Origin of the sequence: Xanthobacter sp., assembly GCF_041911315.1 — a bacterium.
GTDB lineage: Bacteria > Pseudomonadota > Alphaproteobacteria > Rhizobiales > Xanthobacteraceae > Xanthobacter > Xanthobacter aminoxidans.
In genome coordinates this window covers 1-17,910 of the sequence record NZ_JAYRPE010000056.1, presented here as the reverse complement: position 1 = coordinate 17,910, position 17,910 = coordinate 1, and the positions used below count along the sequence as shown (strand labels likewise).

The following is a 17,910-nucleotide window of genomic DNA, read 5'->3' as shown; positions in this document are numbered from 1 at the left end:
GCGCGTGGACCAGCACCTGCGCATCGGCATCCGCGCGCTGGAAATGCTGCGCGCCGAAGCGCTCGCCCACCTCGGAAAGCTGCCTGTCGCCGAGAGCCGGCGCCCGGATCTCGCGAATTGTGCGCGCCTCTTCCTCGGCCGCGATACGCGAGAGGATGGTGTTGGCCGCCGCCCGCGCCCGCTTGCGCGAGCCGGGAAGGGCGAACAGATCGGCTAGCACCGGCCCGCGCTCGTGCATATGGAAGCCGACGATGACGTTCTCCAGAACGCTCATCTCCTGGAAGATCTGGAGGTTCTGGAAGGTGCGCGACATGCCGCGCACCGCCAGCAGGTCGGGCCGCAGGCCGGTCACGTCCTCGCCGTCGAGGCGCACCTTGCCGGATTTGGGCAGATAGACGCCGGAGATCATGTTGAAGAGCGTGGTCTTGCCCGCCCCGTTGGGGCCGATGACCGAGACGATCTTGCCCTGATCCAGCGCGAAGGACACGTCGTTGACCGCCGTGACGCCGCCGAAGGAGATGCCGAGGCCTTCCACTTGCAAAAGGCTCATTCCCCCCTCCCCCGCAGCAGGCGCCGGGCGCTGGGGATGAGCCCCGCCGGCAGGAAGATCATCACCCCCATCATCACGAGGCCCAGCACCACGTGCTCGTAATCCTGCAGCACGGTGAGCACCTGCGGCAGCAGGGTGAGCAGCGCCGCGCCGAAGATGCCGCCCAGCACCGAGCCCGCCCCGCCCAGCACCGCCATGGTGACAAGCTCGATGGAGTGCATGAAGCCCGCCACATCGGGCGTGATGAGCCGGTTCTGCAAGGCCAGCAGGGAGCCGGCGACGGAGGCATAGACGGCGGAGATGACGAAGGCGTTCAGCTTCGCCTTCGCGATGTCGATGCCCGCCGTGCGCGCCGCCACCTCCGAGCCGTGCAGCGCCCGCAGCGCCCGGCCGGTGGGGCTTTCGCGCAGGTTCAGCGCGAGCCACGCGCCGATGAACAGCACGAGGCCGCAGAAGGCGTACCAGAATTGCGGGTTGGTGAGTTCGATACCCACCTGCTCCAGCAGCGCGCGCAGGCCGGGATCGGGCACCTTGATGCCGTCCGGCCCGCCCGTCAGCCAGCCTTCATTGGCGAGCACCATGGACACCAGCACGCCGAAGCCTAGCGTCGCCACCGCGAGGTAATAGCCCTTCAGCTTCAGGATGGGCCGGCCCACGACATAGGCGATGGCGCCGGAAATCGCCGCGCCGGCCACCACCGCCAGCGCCGGAGGCAGGCCGAAATGCGCCGGCAGCAGCGCACAGGCATAGCCACCGATGCCGAGGAAGCCGGCATGGCCGAGGCTGATCTGGCCGGCATAGCCGGTGAGGATGACGATGCCCACCACCGCGATGGAATTGACGAAGACCAGCGAGCCGACGCGGTAGTAATAGTTCGACGGGAAGAAGAAGGGACTGGCGATCATCAGCACCGCCAGCACCAGCAGGGTGGACTGCTTCGGGGAGAGCCGCATGGTCACACGCGCTCCACCGGATTGCTGCCGTAGAGGCCGCGCGGGAAGGCGAACAGCACGGCGAGGATGACGAAGAAGGCCACCGCATCCTTATAGTGGGAGGAGATGTAGCCCGCCGTCAGCGCCTCCATGAGGCCGAGCAGCAGCCCGCCCGCCAGCGCCCCCTTGGGGTTGCCCATGCCGCCCAGCATGGCGGCGGCGAAGCCCTTCAGCGCCAGCGAGATGCCGATCTCGAAGCTGGTGGGCAGGATGGGGGTGATGAGCACGCCCGCCAGCGCGCCGATGGCGGCGGAGAGGGCGAAGGACAGCGTCATCACGAAGCGCGTGTTGATGCCCACGAGCTGCGCCGCGAGGCGATTGTTGGAGGTGGCGAGCACCGCGCGGCCGGTGAGCGTGCGGGTGAAGAACAGCCACAGCGCCACGAAGATGGCCACCGCCCCCGCCACCACCCACAGGCTCTGCGGCAGCACGGTGGCGCCCAGCACATGGATGGGATCGTCGCCGGAGAAGGAGGGCAGCCGGTGGGTGCCCTTGTCGAGCACGATCTGGGTGACGCCCCGGATGAAGATGGAGGCGCCGATGGTGATGATGATGAGCGACACCACGGGCGCGCCGCGCGCCGGCTCGATGGCGAAGGTGTTCAGCGCCACGCCGATGGCCGCCGTGAGCGCGATGGCGATGAGCGCCGCGAGCGGCAAGGGCAGCCCGGCGGCGACGCCGGCGACGCTGATCATGCCGCCCAGCATCACGAACTCGCCCTGGGCGAAGTTCACCACGTCGGAGGCGTTGTAGATGATGGTGAAGCCGAGGGCGACGAGGGCATAGACCGCGCCCACCGTGACCCCGGACACCAGGAATTGCAGCAGATCGGACATGCGCTCGCTCCCCGCGGGCGGTTCGAGACGGCGCCGGGTGGATACCGGCAGGCCGCCTCACGCTGTGTGGAAGGGGTGCCGCGCCGTGCCGCCGGGTGCGGCGCATCCGGCGGGGGCGGCTTGTCTTTGGTGAGGGAGCCCACGGCCGCCCCTGACGGCGGCCGTGGACCGGTGGCGGAAGACCGGCGGACCGAAGGACCGGGCAGGCCCCTCTACTTCACCAGCTTCCAGCCGCCGTTGCTGATTTCCAGCATGCGGAAGGCGGAGAGATCGAGGCCGAGATGATCAGTCTTCGCGTAATTGTAGGTGCCGGTGGTGCCGACGAGGCCCGTGGTGCCCTCGATGGCATCGCGGATGGCGGCGGGCTTGGCGGACGGCGCCTTGGCCAGCGCCTCGGTGAGGATGCGCATGGCGTCATGGGCATAGCCGCCGAAGGTGGAGACCGGCGCGCCGCCGGCCGCCTTCTCGAAGCTCGCCTTGTAGGCCAGCACCACATTCTTCTGCGGGTCCTTGGGGTCGAGCAGCTCGCCCACGAGCAGCGCGGTGCCGGGCAGGCGCACGCCCTCGGCATTCTTGGCGCCGGACAGCTCGATGAAGGCGTTGGAAGCGACGCCGTGGGACTGGTAGAGCGGCAGGGTGATGCCCAGCTGCGCATAGTTGCGGGTGATGGTGGCCGGCCCCTGGCCGAAGCCGGTGTTGAGCACCGCCTGGATGCCCGGCTTGTTGCGGATGTTGGTGAGCTGCGGGGTCATGTCCGCATCCTTCGGGCCATAGGTCTCGTCGGCGACGATCTCGATGCCGGAGGTCTTGGCCACCGCGATGCACTGGGTGCGCATGGAGGCGCCGAAGCCGTCGGTGCCGGAGATGAGGCCGATCTTCGTCAGGCCGCGCGACTTCATGTCGTCGAAGATCTTCTGGCACGCCATGCGGTCGGTGTGCGGGGTCTTGAAGGTGAAGGGCTTCACCGGATCGATGATCTCGATGGCGCCGGCCAGCGAGATGAAGGGCACCTTGCTCTCCTCCGCCACGGCGAGGATGGCGAGCGAGGTGCCGGTGGTGGTGCCGCCGACCATGGCGACGACGCCGTCGTCTTCCACGAGGCGGGTGGCGAAGGTCTTGGCCTTGGAGGGGTCGCCGCCGTCGTCATAGAGAACGAGCTTGGCCTTCTCGCCCTTGATGCCGCCCTTGGCGTTCAGCTCCTCCACCATCATGCGGATGGTCTTGGCCTCGGGATCGCCGAGGGAGGAGGCCGGTCCCGTCTCGGAGACCACGGCGCCGATCTTGATGTCGGCGAGGGCGGTGGTGGTCGCGGCGGTGGTGGCGGCGGTGGCCATGAGGGCCAGCGCGAGGGCGCCCGTGACAATGCTCTTCATGTGTCCTCCCCAGAATTGATGGGTGACGCCGCCGAGCCGTCGCCACCGCGGACAAGCCTGAGGAGACAAGCCTGCGGGAGAAAGCGAGGGGGCATCACGCTTCGATCTATTATCGTTAGATCGTTCGGTCTTTTTAATTCAGATCCGTTCGCATTTCCACCAGAATCTTGAGCACTTCAACGCAACGTCAGCCGGGCGGAAATTTTTGGGTCTTTCAGGGCGTTAAGCGCGCCTTTGGGCGGTCTCTCAGCGGCGGACGCGGAAAGAATTTGCGTCGGCCGGTCGCAGGACGCCGCTTGACATGGCTCAAGGAACGCGAGAATACTTAGATCGATCGTTCGATGAATTATCCGACAATCCAACGTCGCATCAGGGGTGGACCGCCATGCCGCACGCCGCCGTGTCCGAGGCCGCACAGGCCCACGACTATCGCGCGCTCATCGAGCCCGCGCGCATCAACAGCCGTCTTTATTATGATCCCGCCATCTTCCAGGAAGAGCTGGAGAAGATCTGGTACAAGACCTGGGTCTATGTGGGCCATACCAGCGAAATTCCCAACAAGAACGATTACGTCACCAAGTCCATCGGCCCCATGCCGGTGCTGATGGTGCGGGACCGGGAAGGCGAGGTCCGCCTCCTGCTCAACAAGTGCCCCCATCGCGGCAACCAGCTGTGCGCCTACCAGAAGGGCAACCGCACCAGCTTCACCTGTCCCTATCACTCCTGGACCTTCTCCAACACCGGCGACCTCATGGGCTATGCCCTGCCGGAGGGCTATGAGGGCCAGAGCAAGGCGGGGCTGAACCTCGGCAAGGTGCCGCGCATCTCCATCTATCGCGGCTTCGTCTTCGGCTCCATGGCGGCCGAGGGCATCTCGCTGGAAGAGCATCTCGGCGGCGCCAAGGCGGCCCTCGACCAGCTGCTCGACAACTCGCCCACCGGCGAGCTGGAGCTGACGGCGGGCTTCCTCCAGCACCGCACCAAGGCCAACTGGAAGTTCATGCTGGAGAACGAGACGGACGGCTACCACCCCGGCTTCGTCCACGGCTCGGTGTTCCAGGTGACCAGCTCCGGCATCGGCAGCCTCTACGGCGCGGATTCGACTGCCCTCACCCGCGACTATGGCAACGGCCACACCGAGTTCGACCTGCGCCCCGAATGGCGCAAGCACGACAAGCCGCTCCAGTGGTTCGGCACCACGCCGGAGCGTCTGCCCGACTATGTGAAGAGCATGAACGCGGCCTACGGCGAGGAGCGGGCGCGCGAGATCATGATCGACGGCTCGCCCCACGTCATGATCTTCCCGAACCTCTTCATCGCCGAGATCCAGATCTTCGTGCTCCAGCCGGTGGCGGTGGACGAGACCATCCAGCATGTCACCGCCGTGCAGTTCAAGGGCGCGCCGGACATCAACCGCCGCCTGCGCCAGCAGACCATGGGCTCGGTGGGCCCCGCCGGCCTGCTGCTCGCCGACGATACCGAGATGTACGAGCGCAACCATCGCGGCGCGCAGATCCTCGATCCCGAATGGCTGGTGCTCTCTCGCGGCCTGCACCGCGAGCGCCTCGACGAGAACGGCTTCCGCATCGCCCATTCCACCGACGAGACGCCGCAGCGCGGCATCTGGCGCCACTATCTGAACCTGATGACGGAGGCCCGCTGATGACCGCCCTCGCCCATTCCTTCGCGGACGCCTCCGCCCCCGACCTCGGCAAGCTCGAGCCGGCGACGCTCAACCATCAGGTGGCACAGTTCCTCTATCTGGAGGCCCGCCTCGCCGACACCCACGATTACGACGGGTGGGAGGCGCTCTGGACCGACGACGCCATCTACTGGGTCCCGGCCAATGGCGATGACACCGACCCCGAGAAGGAAATGTCGGTGCTCTACGACAACCGCTCGCGCATCGGCGTGCGCATCCGCCAGCTCAAGACCGGCCGTCGCCACACCCAGACGCCGCGCTCGGAGCTGGCCCGCGTGATCTCCAACATCGAGATCGCCGAGGTGCGCGGCCCCGAGGTGGACGTGCGCGCCAACGTCCTCATCTACGAGGACAATTTGCGCGGCGACACCCTCTGGGCGGCGCGCAACACCTACCGCCTGCGCATGACGGACGACGGCTTCCGCCTGGTGCGCAAGAAGATCTGCCTCGTGAACAACAACAAGCCGATCTACACGCTGTCGTTCCTGGTGTGAGCGGCGGCCCCCTCGCGCCGTCATGCCCGGCCTTGTGCCGGGCATCCACGTCGGACCGATAGCGCGATTGTCCGCAGAACTATTTCCGGCCGAGCCACGTGGATGGCCGGGACAAGCCCGGCCATGACGGTCGGCGAAGGCCGCTCAAGCCGCGCCCTCCCCTCCCGCCCCCAGAGGCACCCATGACACACAGCACCCCACACAGCAGCCCCGCCCCCGAAAGCTGGATCGCCGAAGGCCCCGTCCTGCTCGATTATGCCGATGGCGTCGCGACCCTCACGCTCAACCGCCCCGGCTCGGCCAACGGTATGAACATCGAGCTGATGCAGGCGCTCTACAAGGCCATCATGGTGGTGCATCGCTCCGCCCATGTGCGGGTGGTGCATCTGCGCGGCGCGGGCGCCAATTTCTGCGCCGGCGGCGACGTGCGCGAGTTCGCCTCCAAGGGCGAGGCGCTGGGCGATTTCCTGCGCGAGGTGACGGCCTATCTCCAGGTCGCCATCGGCGCCCTCATCCGCCTGAAGGCCATCGTCGTCACCGAGGTGCACGGCTATGCGGCGGGCGGCGGCGGGCTCGGCCTCGTCTGCGCCTCCGACATCGTGATCGCCGGCGCGGGCGCCAAGTTCATGGCCGGCGCGACGCGGGTGGGCATGGCGCCGGATGCCGGCGCCTCGGTCATCCTGCCCCATCTCGTGGGCTTCCGCCGCGCGGCGGAAATCATGCTCTCCAACCGCGTGGTGAGTGCCGAGGAGGCGCAGTCCATCGGCCTCATCACCAAGTGCGTGCCGGACGACGCGCTCACCGAGGAAGCCGGCAAGGCCGCGCGCTTCTACGCCGCTGGCGCGCCCCTCGCCATGGCCGCCACCAAGCGCCTGTTGTGGAACGCGCTGGACGTGGAGCGCGCCTTGCCGGAGGAGGCGCGCACCGTCTCCGAACTCTCCTTCACCGCCGACAGCCGGGAAGGCCTCGCGGCGGTGATCGAGAAGCGCAAGCCCGTCTTCACCGGCCGATGACCGCGCCGAACACCCCGCGCCGGGCGCTCGTCACGGGAGGCGGTGCCGGCATCGGCGCCGCCATCGTCCGCCAGCTCGGCGCGGACGGCATGGCCGTGACCTTCTGCGATCGCGATGCCACCGCCGGCACCGCGCTCGCGGCGGAAACCGGCACCACCTTCGTCCATATGGACGGGACGGACGCGGCGGCCGCGCAGGCGCTGTTCGCCGCCCACGGCCCGTTCGACGTGCTGGTGAACAATATCGGCGCCGACCAGCACGCCTTCTTCACCGACACCACCGTGGACGACTGGCGCTTCCTGCTCTCGGTGAACCTGGAAACCGCCTTCCTCTTCACCCGCCTCGCGCTGCCCGCCATGCAGGCGGCCCGCTACGGGCGGCTGGTGAACGTGGCCTCCGAAGCCGGGCGGCTGGGCTCCAAGGGCGGGGCGGTCTATGCCGCCGCCAAGGCCGGGCTCATCGGCTTCACCCGCTCCATCGCCCGCGAGAATGCCCGCTACGGCATCACAGCGAACGCCGTCGCGCCCGGCCCCATCCGCACCCCCATGGTGGAGCGGGCGGTGGCGGAGGTGGGCGAGAAGATCCTCGCCGACATGGCCGCCCTCACCCTCCTGCGCCGCATGGGCGAGCCGGAGGAGGTGGCGGCGGCGGTGGCCTTCCTCGCCTCGCCCGGCGCCTCCTTCGTCACCGGCGAGGTGCTGGGCGTGTCCGGCGGCATGGGCTGCGGCGCCTGATTTTCGTGAAGCAAGACCAAGACACTGGAAGCCCCCCATGACCCGCATCGTCTTCGTCACCCCCGCCGCCGAGCGCATCGAGATCGATGCGGATGACGGGCTCTCCGTCATGGAATGCGCCCGCCGCGCCAATGTGCCCGGCATCGTCGCCGAGTGCGGCGGTGCCTGCTCCTGCGCCACCTGCCATGTGCATGTGGACCCCGCATGGTCCGCCACCGTCGGCGAAGCCACCGGCATGGAACGCGACATGCTCGAATTCGCCGAGGACGTGCGCGACACCTCCCGCCTCTCCTGCCAGGTGAAGGTGGCGCCGGCGCTGGACGGCCTCGTCGTCCACCTGCCCGCCAGCCAGGGCTGAGGGCGATGCCGGGTCCGCTTTCGGGACTGCGCATCGTCGAGATGGTGGGCCTCGGCCCCGCCCCCTTCGCCGCCATGATGCTGGCGGATGCGGGAGCGGAGGTCATCCGCATCCACCAGAAGGGCGCGCGGGCGGACATCCCGCTCATGAACACGCGCTTCGACGTGCTGGCGCGCGGCCGCCGCTCCATCGCCCTCGACCTCAAGGCCGAGGGCGACCTCGGCGCGATGCGCGATCTCATCGCCCGCGCGGACGGCCTCATCGAGGGCTTCCGGCCGGGTGTCATGGAGCGCCTCGGCCTCGGGCCCGAGCCGTGCCTTGCCGCCCATCCACGCCTCGTCTACGGCCGCATGACCGGCTGGGGGCAGGAGGGGCCGCTGAAGGACGCGGCCGGGCACGATCTCAATTATCTCGGATTGACCGGCGCGCTGGCAGCCATCGGCCCGGCTGATGCGCCGCCGCCCGTGCCGCTCAACCTCGTGGCCGATTTCGGCGGCGGGGGGATGCTGATGGCGTTCGGCATGGTGGCGGCGCTGCTCGCCGCCAAGACCAGCGGGCAGGGCCAGGTGGTGGACGCGGCCATGACGGACGGCGCCTCCCTCCTCGCCGCGCTGTTCTGGGGCTTCCGCGCCGGCGGGATGTGGAGCAATGCGCGCGCGGCGAACCTGCTGGATGGCGGGGCCTATTTCTACGGCACCTATGCCTGCGCGGACGGGAAGTTCCTCGCCGTGGCGCCGGTGGAGGGCCGCTTCCACCGCATCCTCCTCGAGCGGCTGGGTCTGGACGCCGCCGACTTCACCCACGCCGCCGATCCCGCCTCCTGGGGCAAGCTGCGCGCGCGCCTCGCCGCGCTGTTCCTCAGTGAGCCGCGCGACCACTGGGCGGACTTGTTCGCCGGCACGGACGCCTGCGTCACCCCCATCCTCGACTGGGACGAGGCCGCCGCCCATCCCCATGCGCAGGCGCGCGGGGCGTTCGTCACCGTGGACGGCGTCACCCAGCCCGCCCCCGCCCCCCGCTTCTCCGCCACGCCGTCCGCGGTCGCCCACGGACCGGCGGCACCGGGGGCGGACGGACGGGCCATCCTCGCCGGCTGGGGGCTCGATCCGGCGCGGCTGGATTGAGCTGAATCCGCGACCTCGTTCGGACGACGGCCCCACGCACCAGCCGTCATGACGGGCGGTGAGGAAAGCCCGCACAAAGCGTCAAACCCACGAAAAAACCGGCCTCCCGGCGGTGGCGGGAGGCCGGCGAGTGGGCCCGGCTCTGGCGACGCGGACGAGGGTCCAGCCGTCGGGAGGAGGGCCGGGGGTCAGAGCGCGCGCAGGAAGGCGCCGATGCGCGCGAGGGATTGGGCCGCCTCGGGCAGCTCCTCGAACACCTGGAAATGGTGGCACATGCCGGGGAACACCTCGACCGCCACCCGCCCACCCTGTTCCGCCGCGCGGCGGGCGAGGAGGTGGCTGTCGTCGAGCGTGATGTCGTGCCCACCCGCATGGACCAGCATCGGCGGCAGGCCGGAAAGATCGCCGAGCACCGGCGAGGCGGCGGGATCGTCCGGCCGGTTGTCGCGGCCGAGATAGGTGCGCGCCATGGCCTTCAATTGCTCGGGGCGGGAGAAGATGTCCTTGTCCGCCAGCGCCGTGTAGCTCTCCCCGCCCATGGTGAGATCGAGCCACGGCGAAAGCAGCCCCAGCGCCTTTGGCAACGGCAATCCCGCATTCCGCGCGCGCATCACCGTGCCCAGCGCCAGCGCCCCGCCGGCGGAATCCCCCACCAGCGCGAGCGGCGTTTCCCCCGCCTCCACCAGCGCGCGATAGACGGCGAAAGCGTCGTCATGCGCCGCCGGAAAGCGGTGCTCGGGGGCGAGGCGATAGTCGAAGCCAATCACCCGCACCCCGCTCGCCGCCGCGATCCGCGCCATCAGCCCCGCATGGGAGCGGATGGAGCCGATCTGGAAGCCGCCGCCGTGGCAATAGAGCAGCACGCGGGCGGCATCGCCCCCCGGCGCGTCGAAGGCGCAGGCGGGCAGGCCGGCGAGGGGGAGCGGCGTGCGCACCACCTCCGGCGCACCCTCGCCCGCCCCGAGGAAGGCCTCGAAGCTGTCGCGGATCTCGGCCAGCGTCATCCCCGCCGCCCAGGCGGAGGTGGCGGCGGCGATGCGCGCACGCACCCGCTCGAAGGCGGGTGCGTCCATGGGAAGGGCCTCGGTCAAGACGGCCTCAGTGGGTCGCTTCGGGCCGGTGCAGCACGCGCGTGGCCTTGGCCTCGTAGCGCGGCAGCTCCCCTTCCGGGTGGCACTCCACGTTCACGTTGATGCCGAGGCGGGCCTTGATCTCGCGCCGCACGTCGGCCGCCGCATCCTCGCCCGGACGCTGCGAGGCGGCGACCGCCTCCACCGCCACGGTCATCTTGCCGATGGTGGTGGCTTCCTTGTCCACGTAGATCTGCCAGGCTTCCTTGGCGAGGCCGGGAATGCCGGCGATCACGTCCTCGATCTGGGACGGGAAAACGATGACGCCCTTGAACTTGATCATGTCGTCGGTGCGCCCGATGATCCTGCCTATCTTGCGCATGCCGCGCCGGCCCGAGGGGCAGTCATAGGGACGCGGGGAGAGCCGCACGAGGTCGCGCGTGCGCCAGCGCACCACCGGGGATGCTTCCTTGCGCAGGGTGGTGATGACGATCTCGCCCACCTCGCCCTCGGACACCGGCTTCATGGTCTTGGGATCGAGGATCTCGACGATCACCGTATCCTCGTTGAGGAGCTGCAATTCGTCGTCGGCGTGGGTGAAGGGCGTGGAGATGGCGAGGATCGGCCCGCCGGCTTCCGTGGTGCCGTAGATGTTGTGGCTCATGAAGCCCTCGGGCATCTCGGCTTCCAGCTGCGCGCGGAACTCGGCCGAGACCGACTGGCCGCCGAGAATGGCGACCTTCAGCGTCCAGTCCGTGCGCGGGTTGATGCCCTGGTGCTTGGCCGCCTGCACCAAGGTCATCAGCCACAAGGGCGACATGGAGGCGACGTCATAGGCGTGGTCGCGCAGCCAGCGGGCGGCCAGCTCGCCGCGGCCGGGGCCGATGGGGAAATTGGTGCAGCCCACGGCGGAGAAGCCGGCATCCAGCGCCGGGCCGCCGATCCACAGGCCGTAGCCATAGCCCTGATAGGCGCGGAAGCCCGGCTTCACGCCGGCGGCAGTGAGCAGGCGCGCCATCTGCGACGGCAGCAGGCTGTGCAGGTCGTTCTTCGTCATGCCGAAGGTCACCGGCAGGCCGGTGGTGCCTGACGTCGCGACGAAGCGCTCCACCTTGTCCATGGGCACGGTGAGGAAGGGGAAGGGGTAGAGGTCGCGCAGCAGCGACTTGTCCATGAAGGGCGCGTTGGCGAGGCCGTCCTCGGAGGCAAGGTCCTCCGGCTTCATGCCGGCCTGCGCGAAATGGGCCTTCCAGGTGTCGCATTGCGCCAGACGCGCGCCGAGGCCGGCAAGGCCCTCGCGCTGGAGCTTCAGAATACCGTCGCGATCGAGCGACTCCACCTCAGGATGCTGCATGTGGCTCCTCCCCCATCCGACCGTTGAAACACGCGGCTCTTGTGGCCGCTCCCGGTTGGCGAATTAATAGACCGAACGGATGGTCTATGTAAACGGCGATTTTGATCTGCATCAACCTCCACGCCGAGATGCCCGGCGAGGCTACCATGGGGAAGGCGGGGAAGGCACCTGCGGCGGCGGGGTGGGGGAAGGCCCGGAGATCCCGTGCAGCCGTCATGCCCGGGCCTGTCCCGGGCATCCACGTGGTCGGGCCGGAAACAGGTCTGAAACACCCGTGAAATCGGCTCGACGTGGATGGCCGGGACAAGCCCGGCCATGACGGCGGGAAGAGGCCGCACGCTTATTCTACCCGAAGGATAAGCCACGCCCCGTCCTTCGCGCGCTTTTGAACGGCTTCAGACAGACCCCTCCCGCGCCAGCCGCCCTTGGCACCGCCGCCCCATGCGCTTATAGACCGAATGATCGGAACATTCTTGCAGGTGTGGCCGCCGTGGCGAGAACGCGCTCAGCCGAATACGACAACATTCACGACACCATCCTCGAGCGGGCGGCGTCCGTGTTCGCGCAGCGCGGCTATGCGGCCACCTCCATCGGCGACATCGCCGAGGCGTGCGAGTGCTCCAAGTCCCGGCTCTATCACTATTTCACCTCCAAGGAGGCGATCCTTTCCGACATGCTGACCTCGCATGTGGAAAGCCTCCTCATGAAGTGCCGGCAGACCCTCTACGGCTATCAGGACCCGGAGGAGCGCTTCCGCCAGCTCACCCGCCTGTTCCTCGATGTCTATTCCGTCTCGCGGGACCAGCATGTGGCCCTGCTCACCTGTGCCGAGTTCCTCGCGCCCGAGACGCGCAAGGTGCTGGTGGCCAAGCAGCGCGAGCTGATCGCCTATGTCCGGGACATCCTGTTGCAGCTGCGGCCGGACCTCGCCCATTCCAGCACCGCCCACGTGGACACCATGCTGTTCTTCGGCATGATCAACTGGACCTATACGTGGTACCACGCCGACGGCGCCGTGACGCCCAACGAGCTGGCCGACCGCACGGTGGACCTCTTCGTGAAGGGCTATTCCAACGCCCCCGCGCCGGCGAACGGCGGCACGGCGCACGCCAAGCCGGAGGGGCGGCATGGGAGCCGGCATGAGGGGCGCGGCGCGAAGGAGTGAGGCTCGCCGAAGGGACCGAGGGTTTCGCACAAGCCGTCATGCCCGGGCTCGTCCCGGGCATCCACGTGGTGCGGCCGGGCGCCAATTTCCATGACTGGCACTATCGGCCCGACGTGGATGGCCGGGACAAGCCCGGCCATGACAGCACCCCCCCTCACGCCGCCGGCCGCTTCATCCGCGCCACCGGGTCGAACCCCTCCGCCGCCACCTCGTCCAGCATCAGAACCGCGCCCGCCTCCAGCAGCTTCTTCGCCGCCATGTAGGTGCGCGCATCGTTGAGGGCGTCCACGGCGATCATCCGCCCGTCGCGGAAATACCAGAGCGATTCGCCCCGCTCCGAACGGCGGCGCAGCACCGCGTCATAGCCGCGATTGAGGCCCACGATCTGGAGCTTCATGTCGTACTGGTCGGACCAGAACCACGGCACCGGCGCATAGGCGCGGGTGTGGCCGAGCATGTCGTCGGCGGCGCATTCCGCCTGGTCCACCGCATTCTGCACGCTTTCCAGCCGCGTCGGCAGGCCCTGGAAAGGGAAGGACGCACAATCGCCCGCCGCCCAGATGCCGGGCGCCGAGGTGCGGCCGGGCGCGTCCACCACGATGCCGTTCTCGCAGGTGATGCCGGCCGCGCGGGCGAGTTCGTCGCGCGGCAGGACGCCGATGCCCACCAGCACCGCATCCACCTCCACGCGCGTGCCGTCGTCCAGCGTCACCGCGGCGACAGCACCATCCCGCGCCTCCACCCCGGCCACGCTGCGGCCTTCGAGGATGCGCACGCCATGGCTCGCGTGGAGCGCGCGGATGGCGTCGGAGGTCTCGGCGCAGGCGACGCGCTCGAGAATGCGCGCGGCCCGCTCCACCACGGTGACGGTGAGCCCGGCCTTCGCCGCCACCGCCGCCGTCTCCAGCCCCACATAGCCGCCGCCGAGCACGAGGAGCCGCCGGCCGGGGCGGATCTCGCCTTCCAGCCGGTCCGCATCGGCGAGGCTGCGCAGCTCGTAGATGCCTGTCAGGCCGGAGAATTCCGGCGGCAGCGGGCGGGGACGCGTGCCGGTGGCCAGCGCCAGCTTCGTCCACGCCACACTGCGCCCACCCACCTCCAGCGTGCGGGCGACCGGATCGAGCGCGGTGACAGGCGCGCCCGTCACCACATCGACGCCGAGGCCTCTCCAGAATTCGGCGGGGCGGAGATAGAGCCGGTCCACGGTCCACTCCCGCTTGAGATAGGCCTTGGAGAGCGGCGGACGCTGATAGGGCGGATGCGGCTCGTCGCCATAGATTGTCAGCGCACCGGAATAGCCGCCATGCCGCAGGCGCAGCGCGAGGGAGGCGGCGGCCTGCCCGGCCCCGACGATGCAGATGTGCTCCTGATCCATGGCGTCCCCCGTTCTGGATATTGATTGACCGAACGTTCTGATTATTATACTGCCGAAATGCGGGCGGCAATCGGCTTTCCCGCGCGCCGTCGGCCCCGACGTTCGGCGCGTGGACGCCGGTGAAGCCCCCTCCCCCGGCCGCACAGACGGGCACCACATGACGGGCATCACAGCACTCGCAATCCATCTGCCGCGCCTGCGCCTCCAGCGCGCCGCCATGGCCGCCGCCATGGGCTGGCTCTGCCCCCGTGGGGAGACCCGCGGCACCCGCACTTTGGCCTATTGGGACGAAGACCCCATCACCATGGCCGTGGCCGCCGCCCGCGCCTGCCTCGCGCAGGTTCCGGAGGCACGAACGGCTGTCCGCGCCCTCACCTTCGCCACCACCACCCCGGTCTTCGCCGAGCCGCAGCAGGCCGCCCTCGTCCATGCCGCCCTTCGCCTCCCCGAGGCGACCCGGACGCAGGATGTGGGAGGTACGATGCGGTGCGGACTGCTCGCTTTGCATGCAGCTCTCGAATCCGCCGAACCGGCATTGCTGACAGCCGCCGATATGCCGCTGAATACCCCGGGTGGCATCGCCGAAATGCGCTATGCGGATGGGGGTGTCAGCGCCCTCGTCGGATGCGGGCCGAACCTCCTCACCTATCGCGGCGGGGCCAGCCTCTCCGCCCCTTTCATCGAGCGCTACCGCGCCGCCGACCGGCCGCTCACGACCGATTGGGAGGAGCGCTGGGTGCGGGAAGAGGGCTTCCTCGACCTCGTGCCCCGCGCCATCGCGGAAGCCCTTGGAAAGGCGCAGCTTTCCGCCGCCGACATCGACCATTTCGCCCTCCCCTGCGTCATCCCCGGCGCGGCCAAGGCGGTGGCGCAGGCCGCCGGCCTCTCCCGCGCGAAACTCGCGCAACCCCTTGATCTGGAATGCGGAGACACCGGCGCGGCCCACGCCCTCGTCATGCTGGCACGGGCCATGGAAGACATGCGCCCCGGCGAGCGGGTGCTGGTCGCCCAGTTCGGGCAGGGCGCGACCGCTTTGGTGCTGGAGGCGACCGACGCCATCAGCGCCTTCCCGTCCGCCGCCTCGGCCGCGCTGGCGGATGGCATCGCCGAGCCCAACTATCTGAAACTCCCCATCTTTCGCGGTCTCATGCCGTGGGAGCGCGGCCTGCGCGGACGCTTCCCGGTCAATGAGGCGCTGACCACGGCCTATCGCAATGCCGAGGCCCTTCTGGGCTTCGTCGGCAGCCGCAGCCCAGAGACGGGACAGGTGCAGTTTCCCCCTTCCCGCCTTGCCGTCGCGGAGACGGGCCTGTTCGCGGAAACCCAGCAGCCATGGCCCCTTGCGGACCTCGGCGGCACGGTTGCCACCGCCACCGCCGACCGCCTCGCCTTCTCCCGCAGCCCGCCCAATTGCTACGGTCTCATCGACATCCCCGGCGGCGCCCGCCTGATGATGGATTTCACCGACCCCGACGCGGAGCGCCTCTCGCCCGGTGACGCGGTGCGTTTCGTCTTCCGCATCAAGGATCTGGACGAGCGCACCGGCTTCCGCCGCTATTTCTGGAAGGCGGTCGCGGCCCCCGCGCCGTCCGCCGCAGCCTGACCGGAGGGCGACAAAATGGCCAACGGAATCAAGGACAAGGTCGCGATCCTCGGCATGGGCTGCTCGCGCTTCGGCGAGCGCTGGGACGTGGGGCAGGAAGAGCTGATGGCGGAAGCCTATCTGGAGGCGCTGGGCCATGCCGGCATTACGCCCGACCAGATCGGCGCGGCCTGGTATTCCTCCCATTATGACGACATCGGCGCCGGCAAGGCCGGCACCCCCATGGCCCAGGCGCTGCGCCTGCCGAACATCGGCGTCACCCGCGTGGAAAACTTCTGCGCCGGCGGCACGGAAGCCTTTCGCGGCGCCGTCTATGCGGTGGCGTCGGGGGCGGTGGACATCGCTCTGGCGGTGGGTGTCGAGAAGCTGAAGGACACCGGCTTTGCCGGCCTGCCCCCGGCCTCGCGCGGCACCTTCGCGCCCATGTATCTGCCGACACACACGAATCCCGGCAACTTCGCCCAGCTGGCGCGGGCCTATGGCACCCGCCACAACATCTCCGCCGGCGACCTCAAGCGGGCCATGGGGCACACCTCCATGAAGAGCCACGCCAATGCGGTGAAGAACAAGAACGCCCATCTGCGCAAGGCCATCACCGTAGAGCAGGCGGTAAATGCACCACTGGTCGCCGACCCGCTCGGCCTGTTCGACTGCTGCCCGGTGTCGGACGGCGCCGCCTGCGCCATCGTCACCACGCCGGAGATCGCGCGGAGCCTCGGCAAGACGCCGGTGCTGGTGAAGGCCATCCAGCTCGTCGCCTCCAACGGCTGGGAGGTGCAGAGCAGCGGCTGGAACGGCTCCTACGTCCACACCGCCCGCATCGCCGCCAAGCGGGCCTATGCGGAGGCGGGCATCGTCGATCCGCGCGCGCAGCTGAGCTTCACCGAGCTACACGACTGCTTCTCCATCACCGAGCTGGTGACGCTGGAAGACATCGGCCTCGCCGACGAAGGCACCGCCTGGAAACGCATGCTGGACGGCACTTTCGACGCGGATGGGGCCATGCCCAGCCAGGTGGATGGCGGCCTGAAATGCTTCGGCCATCCCGTGGGCGCGTCCGGCCTGCGCATGCTCTACGAATGCTGGCTCCAGCTGACCGGACAGGCCGGCGAACGCCAGCTCGCAAACCCGAGCCTCGCCCTCACCCACAATCTGGGCGGCGCGCCGGCGCAGAACGTGTGCTCCATCACCATTGTCGGTGCCGCCTGATCCGACCGTGGCGGCCCGCTGACTGCCCCGCCGCCCGGCACATGCCGGCGGCGGGGTTTTTTATTGGCAGCAAGTGGCTTAGGCCTTCAGCCAGTCTGCGAAAGTCCTGCCCTCGGCCACGAGCTGGGCGAGGAGTTCTGCGGGTTCGGAGCCGGCGCCGCCGGTGGCGTGGGCGGCTTTGATCTCGGTGAGGATGGTGGCGAGGCCGAGGGTATCGGCGGCGTGCATGGGGCCGCCCTTCAGGCGCGGGAAGCCGTAGCCGTTGACGAAGGCGAGGTCGATGTCGGACGCCCGCAGCGCGATGCCCTCGGCGAGTTCCTTCGCGCCTTCGTTGGCCATCACCGCGAGCAGCCGAAGCTGGATCTGCTCCGGCGTGAAGGATCGCGGCTGAATGCCCTTGGCCGCGCGGGCCTCCGCGATGATCTGCATGACGGCGGGGTCAGGCGTGCGGGTGCCGTTTGCATCGTAGGCGTACCAGCCGCCTTGGGTCTTGCGGCCCAGCCGACCCGCCTCCACCAGCGTATCGGCGATGGAGACGTAGCGCTCGTTCGGGTCCCGCGTCGCCGCCCGGCGCTTCCTCATGGCGTAGGCGATGTCGAGGCCCGACATGTCCGACACCGCGAAGATGCCCATGGCGAAGCCGAAGGCCTCCAGCGCCGCGTCCACCTGTTCGGGCGCGGCCCCGTCCTCCACCAGATATTCCGCGTGGCGCCGGTAGACCGCATAGATGCGGTTACCGATGAAGCCGTCGCAATTGCCCGCAACAACCGGCTGCTTGCCCATGCGCTTCGCCAAAGCGAGGGCGGTCGCCAGCACATCCGGCGCGGTGTGGGTGGCTTTGACCACCTCCAGCAGCTTCATGATGTTGGCCGGGGCGAAGAAGTGCAGGCCCACCACGTCCTCAGGCCGGGAGGTGGCGTCGGCGATGGCGTCGAGGTCGAGATAGGAGGTGTTGGTC

Annotated in this window: 17 protein-coding genes; 9 read left to right on the top strand and 8 right to left on the bottom strand. The window is 69.0% G+C overall.

The window, feature by feature from the left end:
* From ACE3QW_RS16065 to ACE3QW_RS16050, 4 genes are all read right to left on the bottom strand, one after another.
* On the bottom strand, positions 1 to 550 hold a 550-nt coding region (locus tag ACE3QW_RS16065; protein WP_374252488.1), incomplete at its 3' end, for an ATP-binding cassette domain-containing protein.
* Positions 547 to 1,503, bottom strand: a complete 957-nt coding sequence (locus ACE3QW_RS16060; protein WP_374252490.1) for a branched-chain amino acid ABC transporter permease — start codon at positions 1,501 to 1,503, stop codon at positions 547 to 549. The genes ACE3QW_RS16065 and ACE3QW_RS16060, both read right to left, overlap by 4 nt.
* 2 nt (positions 1,504 to 1,505) lie before the next feature.
* Positions 1,506 to 2,378, bottom strand: coding sequence for a branched-chain amino acid ABC transporter permease (locus tag ACE3QW_RS16055; protein ID WP_029557220.1), 873 nt, complete (start codon positions 2,376 to 2,378; stop codon positions 1,506 to 1,508).
* Between the two features lie 212 nt (positions 2,379 to 2,590).
* Positions 2,591 to 3,751: an ABC transporter substrate-binding protein gene (locus tag ACE3QW_RS16050; RefSeq protein WP_374252486.1), complete on the bottom strand. Its 1,161-nt coding sequence runs from the start codon at positions 3,749 to 3,751 to the stop codon at positions 2,591 to 2,593.
* Between the two features lie 385 nt (positions 3,752 to 4,136).
* Here ACE3QW_RS16050 and ACE3QW_RS16045 point away from each other — a divergent pair, with 385 nt between their 5' ends.
* The 6 genes from ACE3QW_RS16045 to ACE3QW_RS16020 all read left to right on the top strand — a co-directional run bounded on the left by ACE3QW_RS16045 (position 4,137) and on the right by ACE3QW_RS16020 (position 9,176).
* Positions 4,137 to 5,414, top strand: a complete 1,278-nt coding sequence (locus ACE3QW_RS16045) for a Rieske 2Fe-2S domain-containing protein (RefSeq protein ID WP_374252484.1) — start codon at positions 4,137 to 4,139, stop codon at positions 5,412 to 5,414.
* Entirely contained in the window at positions 5,414 to 5,947 is a 534-nt protein-coding gene (locus ACE3QW_RS16040) for an aromatic-ring-hydroxylating dioxygenase subunit beta (RefSeq protein ID WP_374252482.1), read from the top strand. Before ACE3QW_RS16045 ends, ACE3QW_RS16040 begins: the two co-directional genes overlap by 1 nt.
* 182 nt (positions 5,948 to 6,129) lie before the next feature.
* Positions 6,130 to 6,960, top strand: a complete 831-nt coding sequence (locus ACE3QW_RS16035; protein WP_374252480.1) for an enoyl-CoA hydratase/isomerase family protein — start codon at positions 6,130 to 6,132, stop codon at positions 6,958 to 6,960.
* Complete coding sequence (locus ACE3QW_RS16030) at positions 6,957 to 7,694, top strand: SDR family NAD(P)-dependent oxidoreductase (RefSeq protein ID WP_374252478.1); 738 nt, start codon at positions 6,957 to 6,959, stop codon at positions 7,692 to 7,694. Before ACE3QW_RS16035 ends, ACE3QW_RS16030 begins: the two co-directional genes overlap by 4 nt.
* A 37-nt stretch (positions 7,695 to 7,731) precedes the next feature.
* Positions 7,732 to 8,052: a 2Fe-2S iron-sulfur cluster-binding protein gene (locus tag ACE3QW_RS16025; RefSeq protein WP_374252476.1), complete on the top strand. Its 321-nt coding sequence runs from the start codon at positions 7,732 to 7,734 to the stop codon at positions 8,050 to 8,052.
* A gap of 5 nt (positions 8,053 to 8,057) precedes the next feature.
* Positions 8,058 to 9,176, top strand: a complete 1,119-nt coding sequence (locus ACE3QW_RS16020) for a CaiB/BaiF CoA transferase family protein (RefSeq protein WP_374252474.1) — start codon at positions 8,058 to 8,060, stop codon at positions 9,174 to 9,176.
* Positions 9,177 to 9,364: 188 nt separating this feature from the next.
* Here ACE3QW_RS16020 and ACE3QW_RS16015 read toward each other — a convergent pair whose 3' ends face one another.
* Positions 9,365 to 10,249 (bottom strand): alpha/beta hydrolase, encoded by an 885-nt coding sequence (locus tag ACE3QW_RS16015; RefSeq protein WP_374252473.1) that lies wholly within the window; start codon positions 10,247 to 10,249, stop codon positions 9,365 to 9,367.
* A 25-nt stretch (positions 10,250 to 10,274) separates the two neighbouring features.
* The gene (locus ACE3QW_RS16010; protein WP_374252471.1) at positions 10,275 to 11,600 is read right to left on the bottom strand and encodes a phenylacetate--CoA ligase family protein; all 1,326 of its coding nucleotides are present in this window, start codon (positions 11,598 to 11,600) and stop codon (positions 10,275 to 10,277) included.
* A 490-nt stretch (positions 11,601 to 12,090) separates the two neighbouring features.
* Here ACE3QW_RS16010 and ACE3QW_RS16005 point away from each other — a divergent pair, with 490 nt between their 5' ends.
* Complete coding sequence (locus ACE3QW_RS16005) at positions 12,091 to 12,765, top strand: TetR/AcrR family transcriptional regulator (RefSeq protein ID WP_374252469.1); 675 nt, start codon at positions 12,091 to 12,093, stop codon at positions 12,763 to 12,765.
* Between the two features lie 154 nt (positions 12,766 to 12,919).
* On the opposite strand, the gene ACE3QW_RS16000 is transcribed toward ACE3QW_RS16005, so the two are convergent.
* The gene (locus tag ACE3QW_RS16000; protein ID WP_374252467.1) at positions 12,920 to 14,140 is read right to left on the bottom strand and encodes an NAD(P)/FAD-dependent oxidoreductase; all 1,221 of its coding nucleotides are present in this window, start codon (positions 14,138 to 14,140) and stop codon (positions 12,920 to 12,922) included.
* A gap of 157 nt (positions 14,141 to 14,297) precedes the next feature.
* On the opposite strand from ACE3QW_RS16000, the gene ACE3QW_RS15995 reads away from it, so the two are divergent.
* Together ACE3QW_RS15995 and ACE3QW_RS15990 are read left to right on the top strand one after the other, a co-directional pair.
* Positions 14,298 to 15,743: a 3-oxoacyl-[acyl-carrier-protein] synthase III C-terminal domain-containing protein gene (locus tag ACE3QW_RS15995; RefSeq protein WP_374252465.1), complete on the top strand. Its 1,446-nt coding sequence runs from the start codon at positions 14,298 to 14,300 to the stop codon at positions 15,741 to 15,743.
* A gap of 15 nt (positions 15,744 to 15,758) precedes the next feature.
* Positions 15,759 to 16,952, top strand: a complete 1,194-nt coding sequence (locus tag ACE3QW_RS15990; RefSeq protein ID WP_374252464.1) for an acetyl-CoA acetyltransferase — start codon at positions 15,759 to 15,761, stop codon at positions 16,950 to 16,952.
* A gap of 78 nt (positions 16,953 to 17,030) precedes the next feature.
* Here the strand turns inward: ACE3QW_RS15990 and ACE3QW_RS15985 are convergent.
* A partial coding sequence (locus ACE3QW_RS15985; protein ID WP_374252462.1) for a 3-hydroxyacyl-CoA dehydrogenase family protein occupies positions 17,031 to 17,910 on the bottom strand: 880 nt, incomplete at its 5' end.

Coding starts and splice junctions, on each gene's coding strand:
- ACE3QW_RS16060 (WP_374252490.1), bottom strand. CDS start 1,503: ATGCGGCTCTCCCCGAAGCAGTCCACCCTGCTGGTGCTGGCGGTGCTG.
- ACE3QW_RS16055 (WP_029557220.1), bottom strand. CDS start 2,378: ATGTCCGATCTGCTGCAATTCCTGGTGTCCGGGGTCACGGTGGGCGCG.
- ACE3QW_RS16050 (WP_374252486.1), bottom strand. CDS start 3,751: ATGAAGAGCATTGTCACGGGCGCCCTCGCGCTGGCCCTCATGGCCACC.
- ACE3QW_RS16045 (WP_374252484.1), top strand. CDS start 4,137: ATGCCGCACGCCGCCGTGTCCGAGGCCGCACAGGCCCACGACTATCGC.
- ACE3QW_RS16040 (WP_374252482.1), top strand. CDS start 5,414: ATGACCGCCCTCGCCCATTCCTTCGCGGACGCCTCCGCCCCCGACCTC.
- ACE3QW_RS16035 (WP_374252480.1), top strand. CDS start 6,130: ATGACACACAGCACCCCACACAGCAGCCCCGCCCCCGAAAGCTGGATC.
- ACE3QW_RS16030 (WP_374252478.1), top strand. CDS start 6,957: ATGACCGCGCCGAACACCCCGCGCCGGGCGCTCGTCACGGGAGGCGGT.
- ACE3QW_RS16025 (WP_374252476.1), top strand. CDS start 7,732: ATGACCCGCATCGTCTTCGTCACCCCCGCCGCCGAGCGCATCGAGATC.
- ACE3QW_RS16020 (WP_374252474.1), top strand. CDS start 8,058: ATGCCGGGTCCGCTTTCGGGACTGCGCATCGTCGAGATGGTGGGCCTC.
- ACE3QW_RS16015 (WP_374252473.1), bottom strand. CDS start 10,249: ATGGACGCACCCGCCTTCGAGCGGGTGCGTGCGCGCATCGCCGCCGCC.
- ACE3QW_RS16010 (WP_374252471.1), bottom strand. CDS start 11,600: ATGCAGCATCCTGAGGTGGAGTCGCTCGATCGCGACGGTATTCTGAAG.
- ACE3QW_RS16000 (WP_374252467.1), bottom strand. CDS start 14,140: ATGGATCAGGAGCACATCTGCATCGTCGGGGCCGGGCAGGCCGCCGCC.
- ACE3QW_RS15995 (WP_374252465.1), top strand. CDS start 14,298: ATGACGGGCATCACAGCACTCGCAATCCATCTGCCGCGCCTGCGCCTC.
- ACE3QW_RS15990 (WP_374252464.1), top strand. CDS start 15,759: ATGGCCAACGGAATCAAGGACAAGGTCGCGATCCTCGGCATGGGCTGC.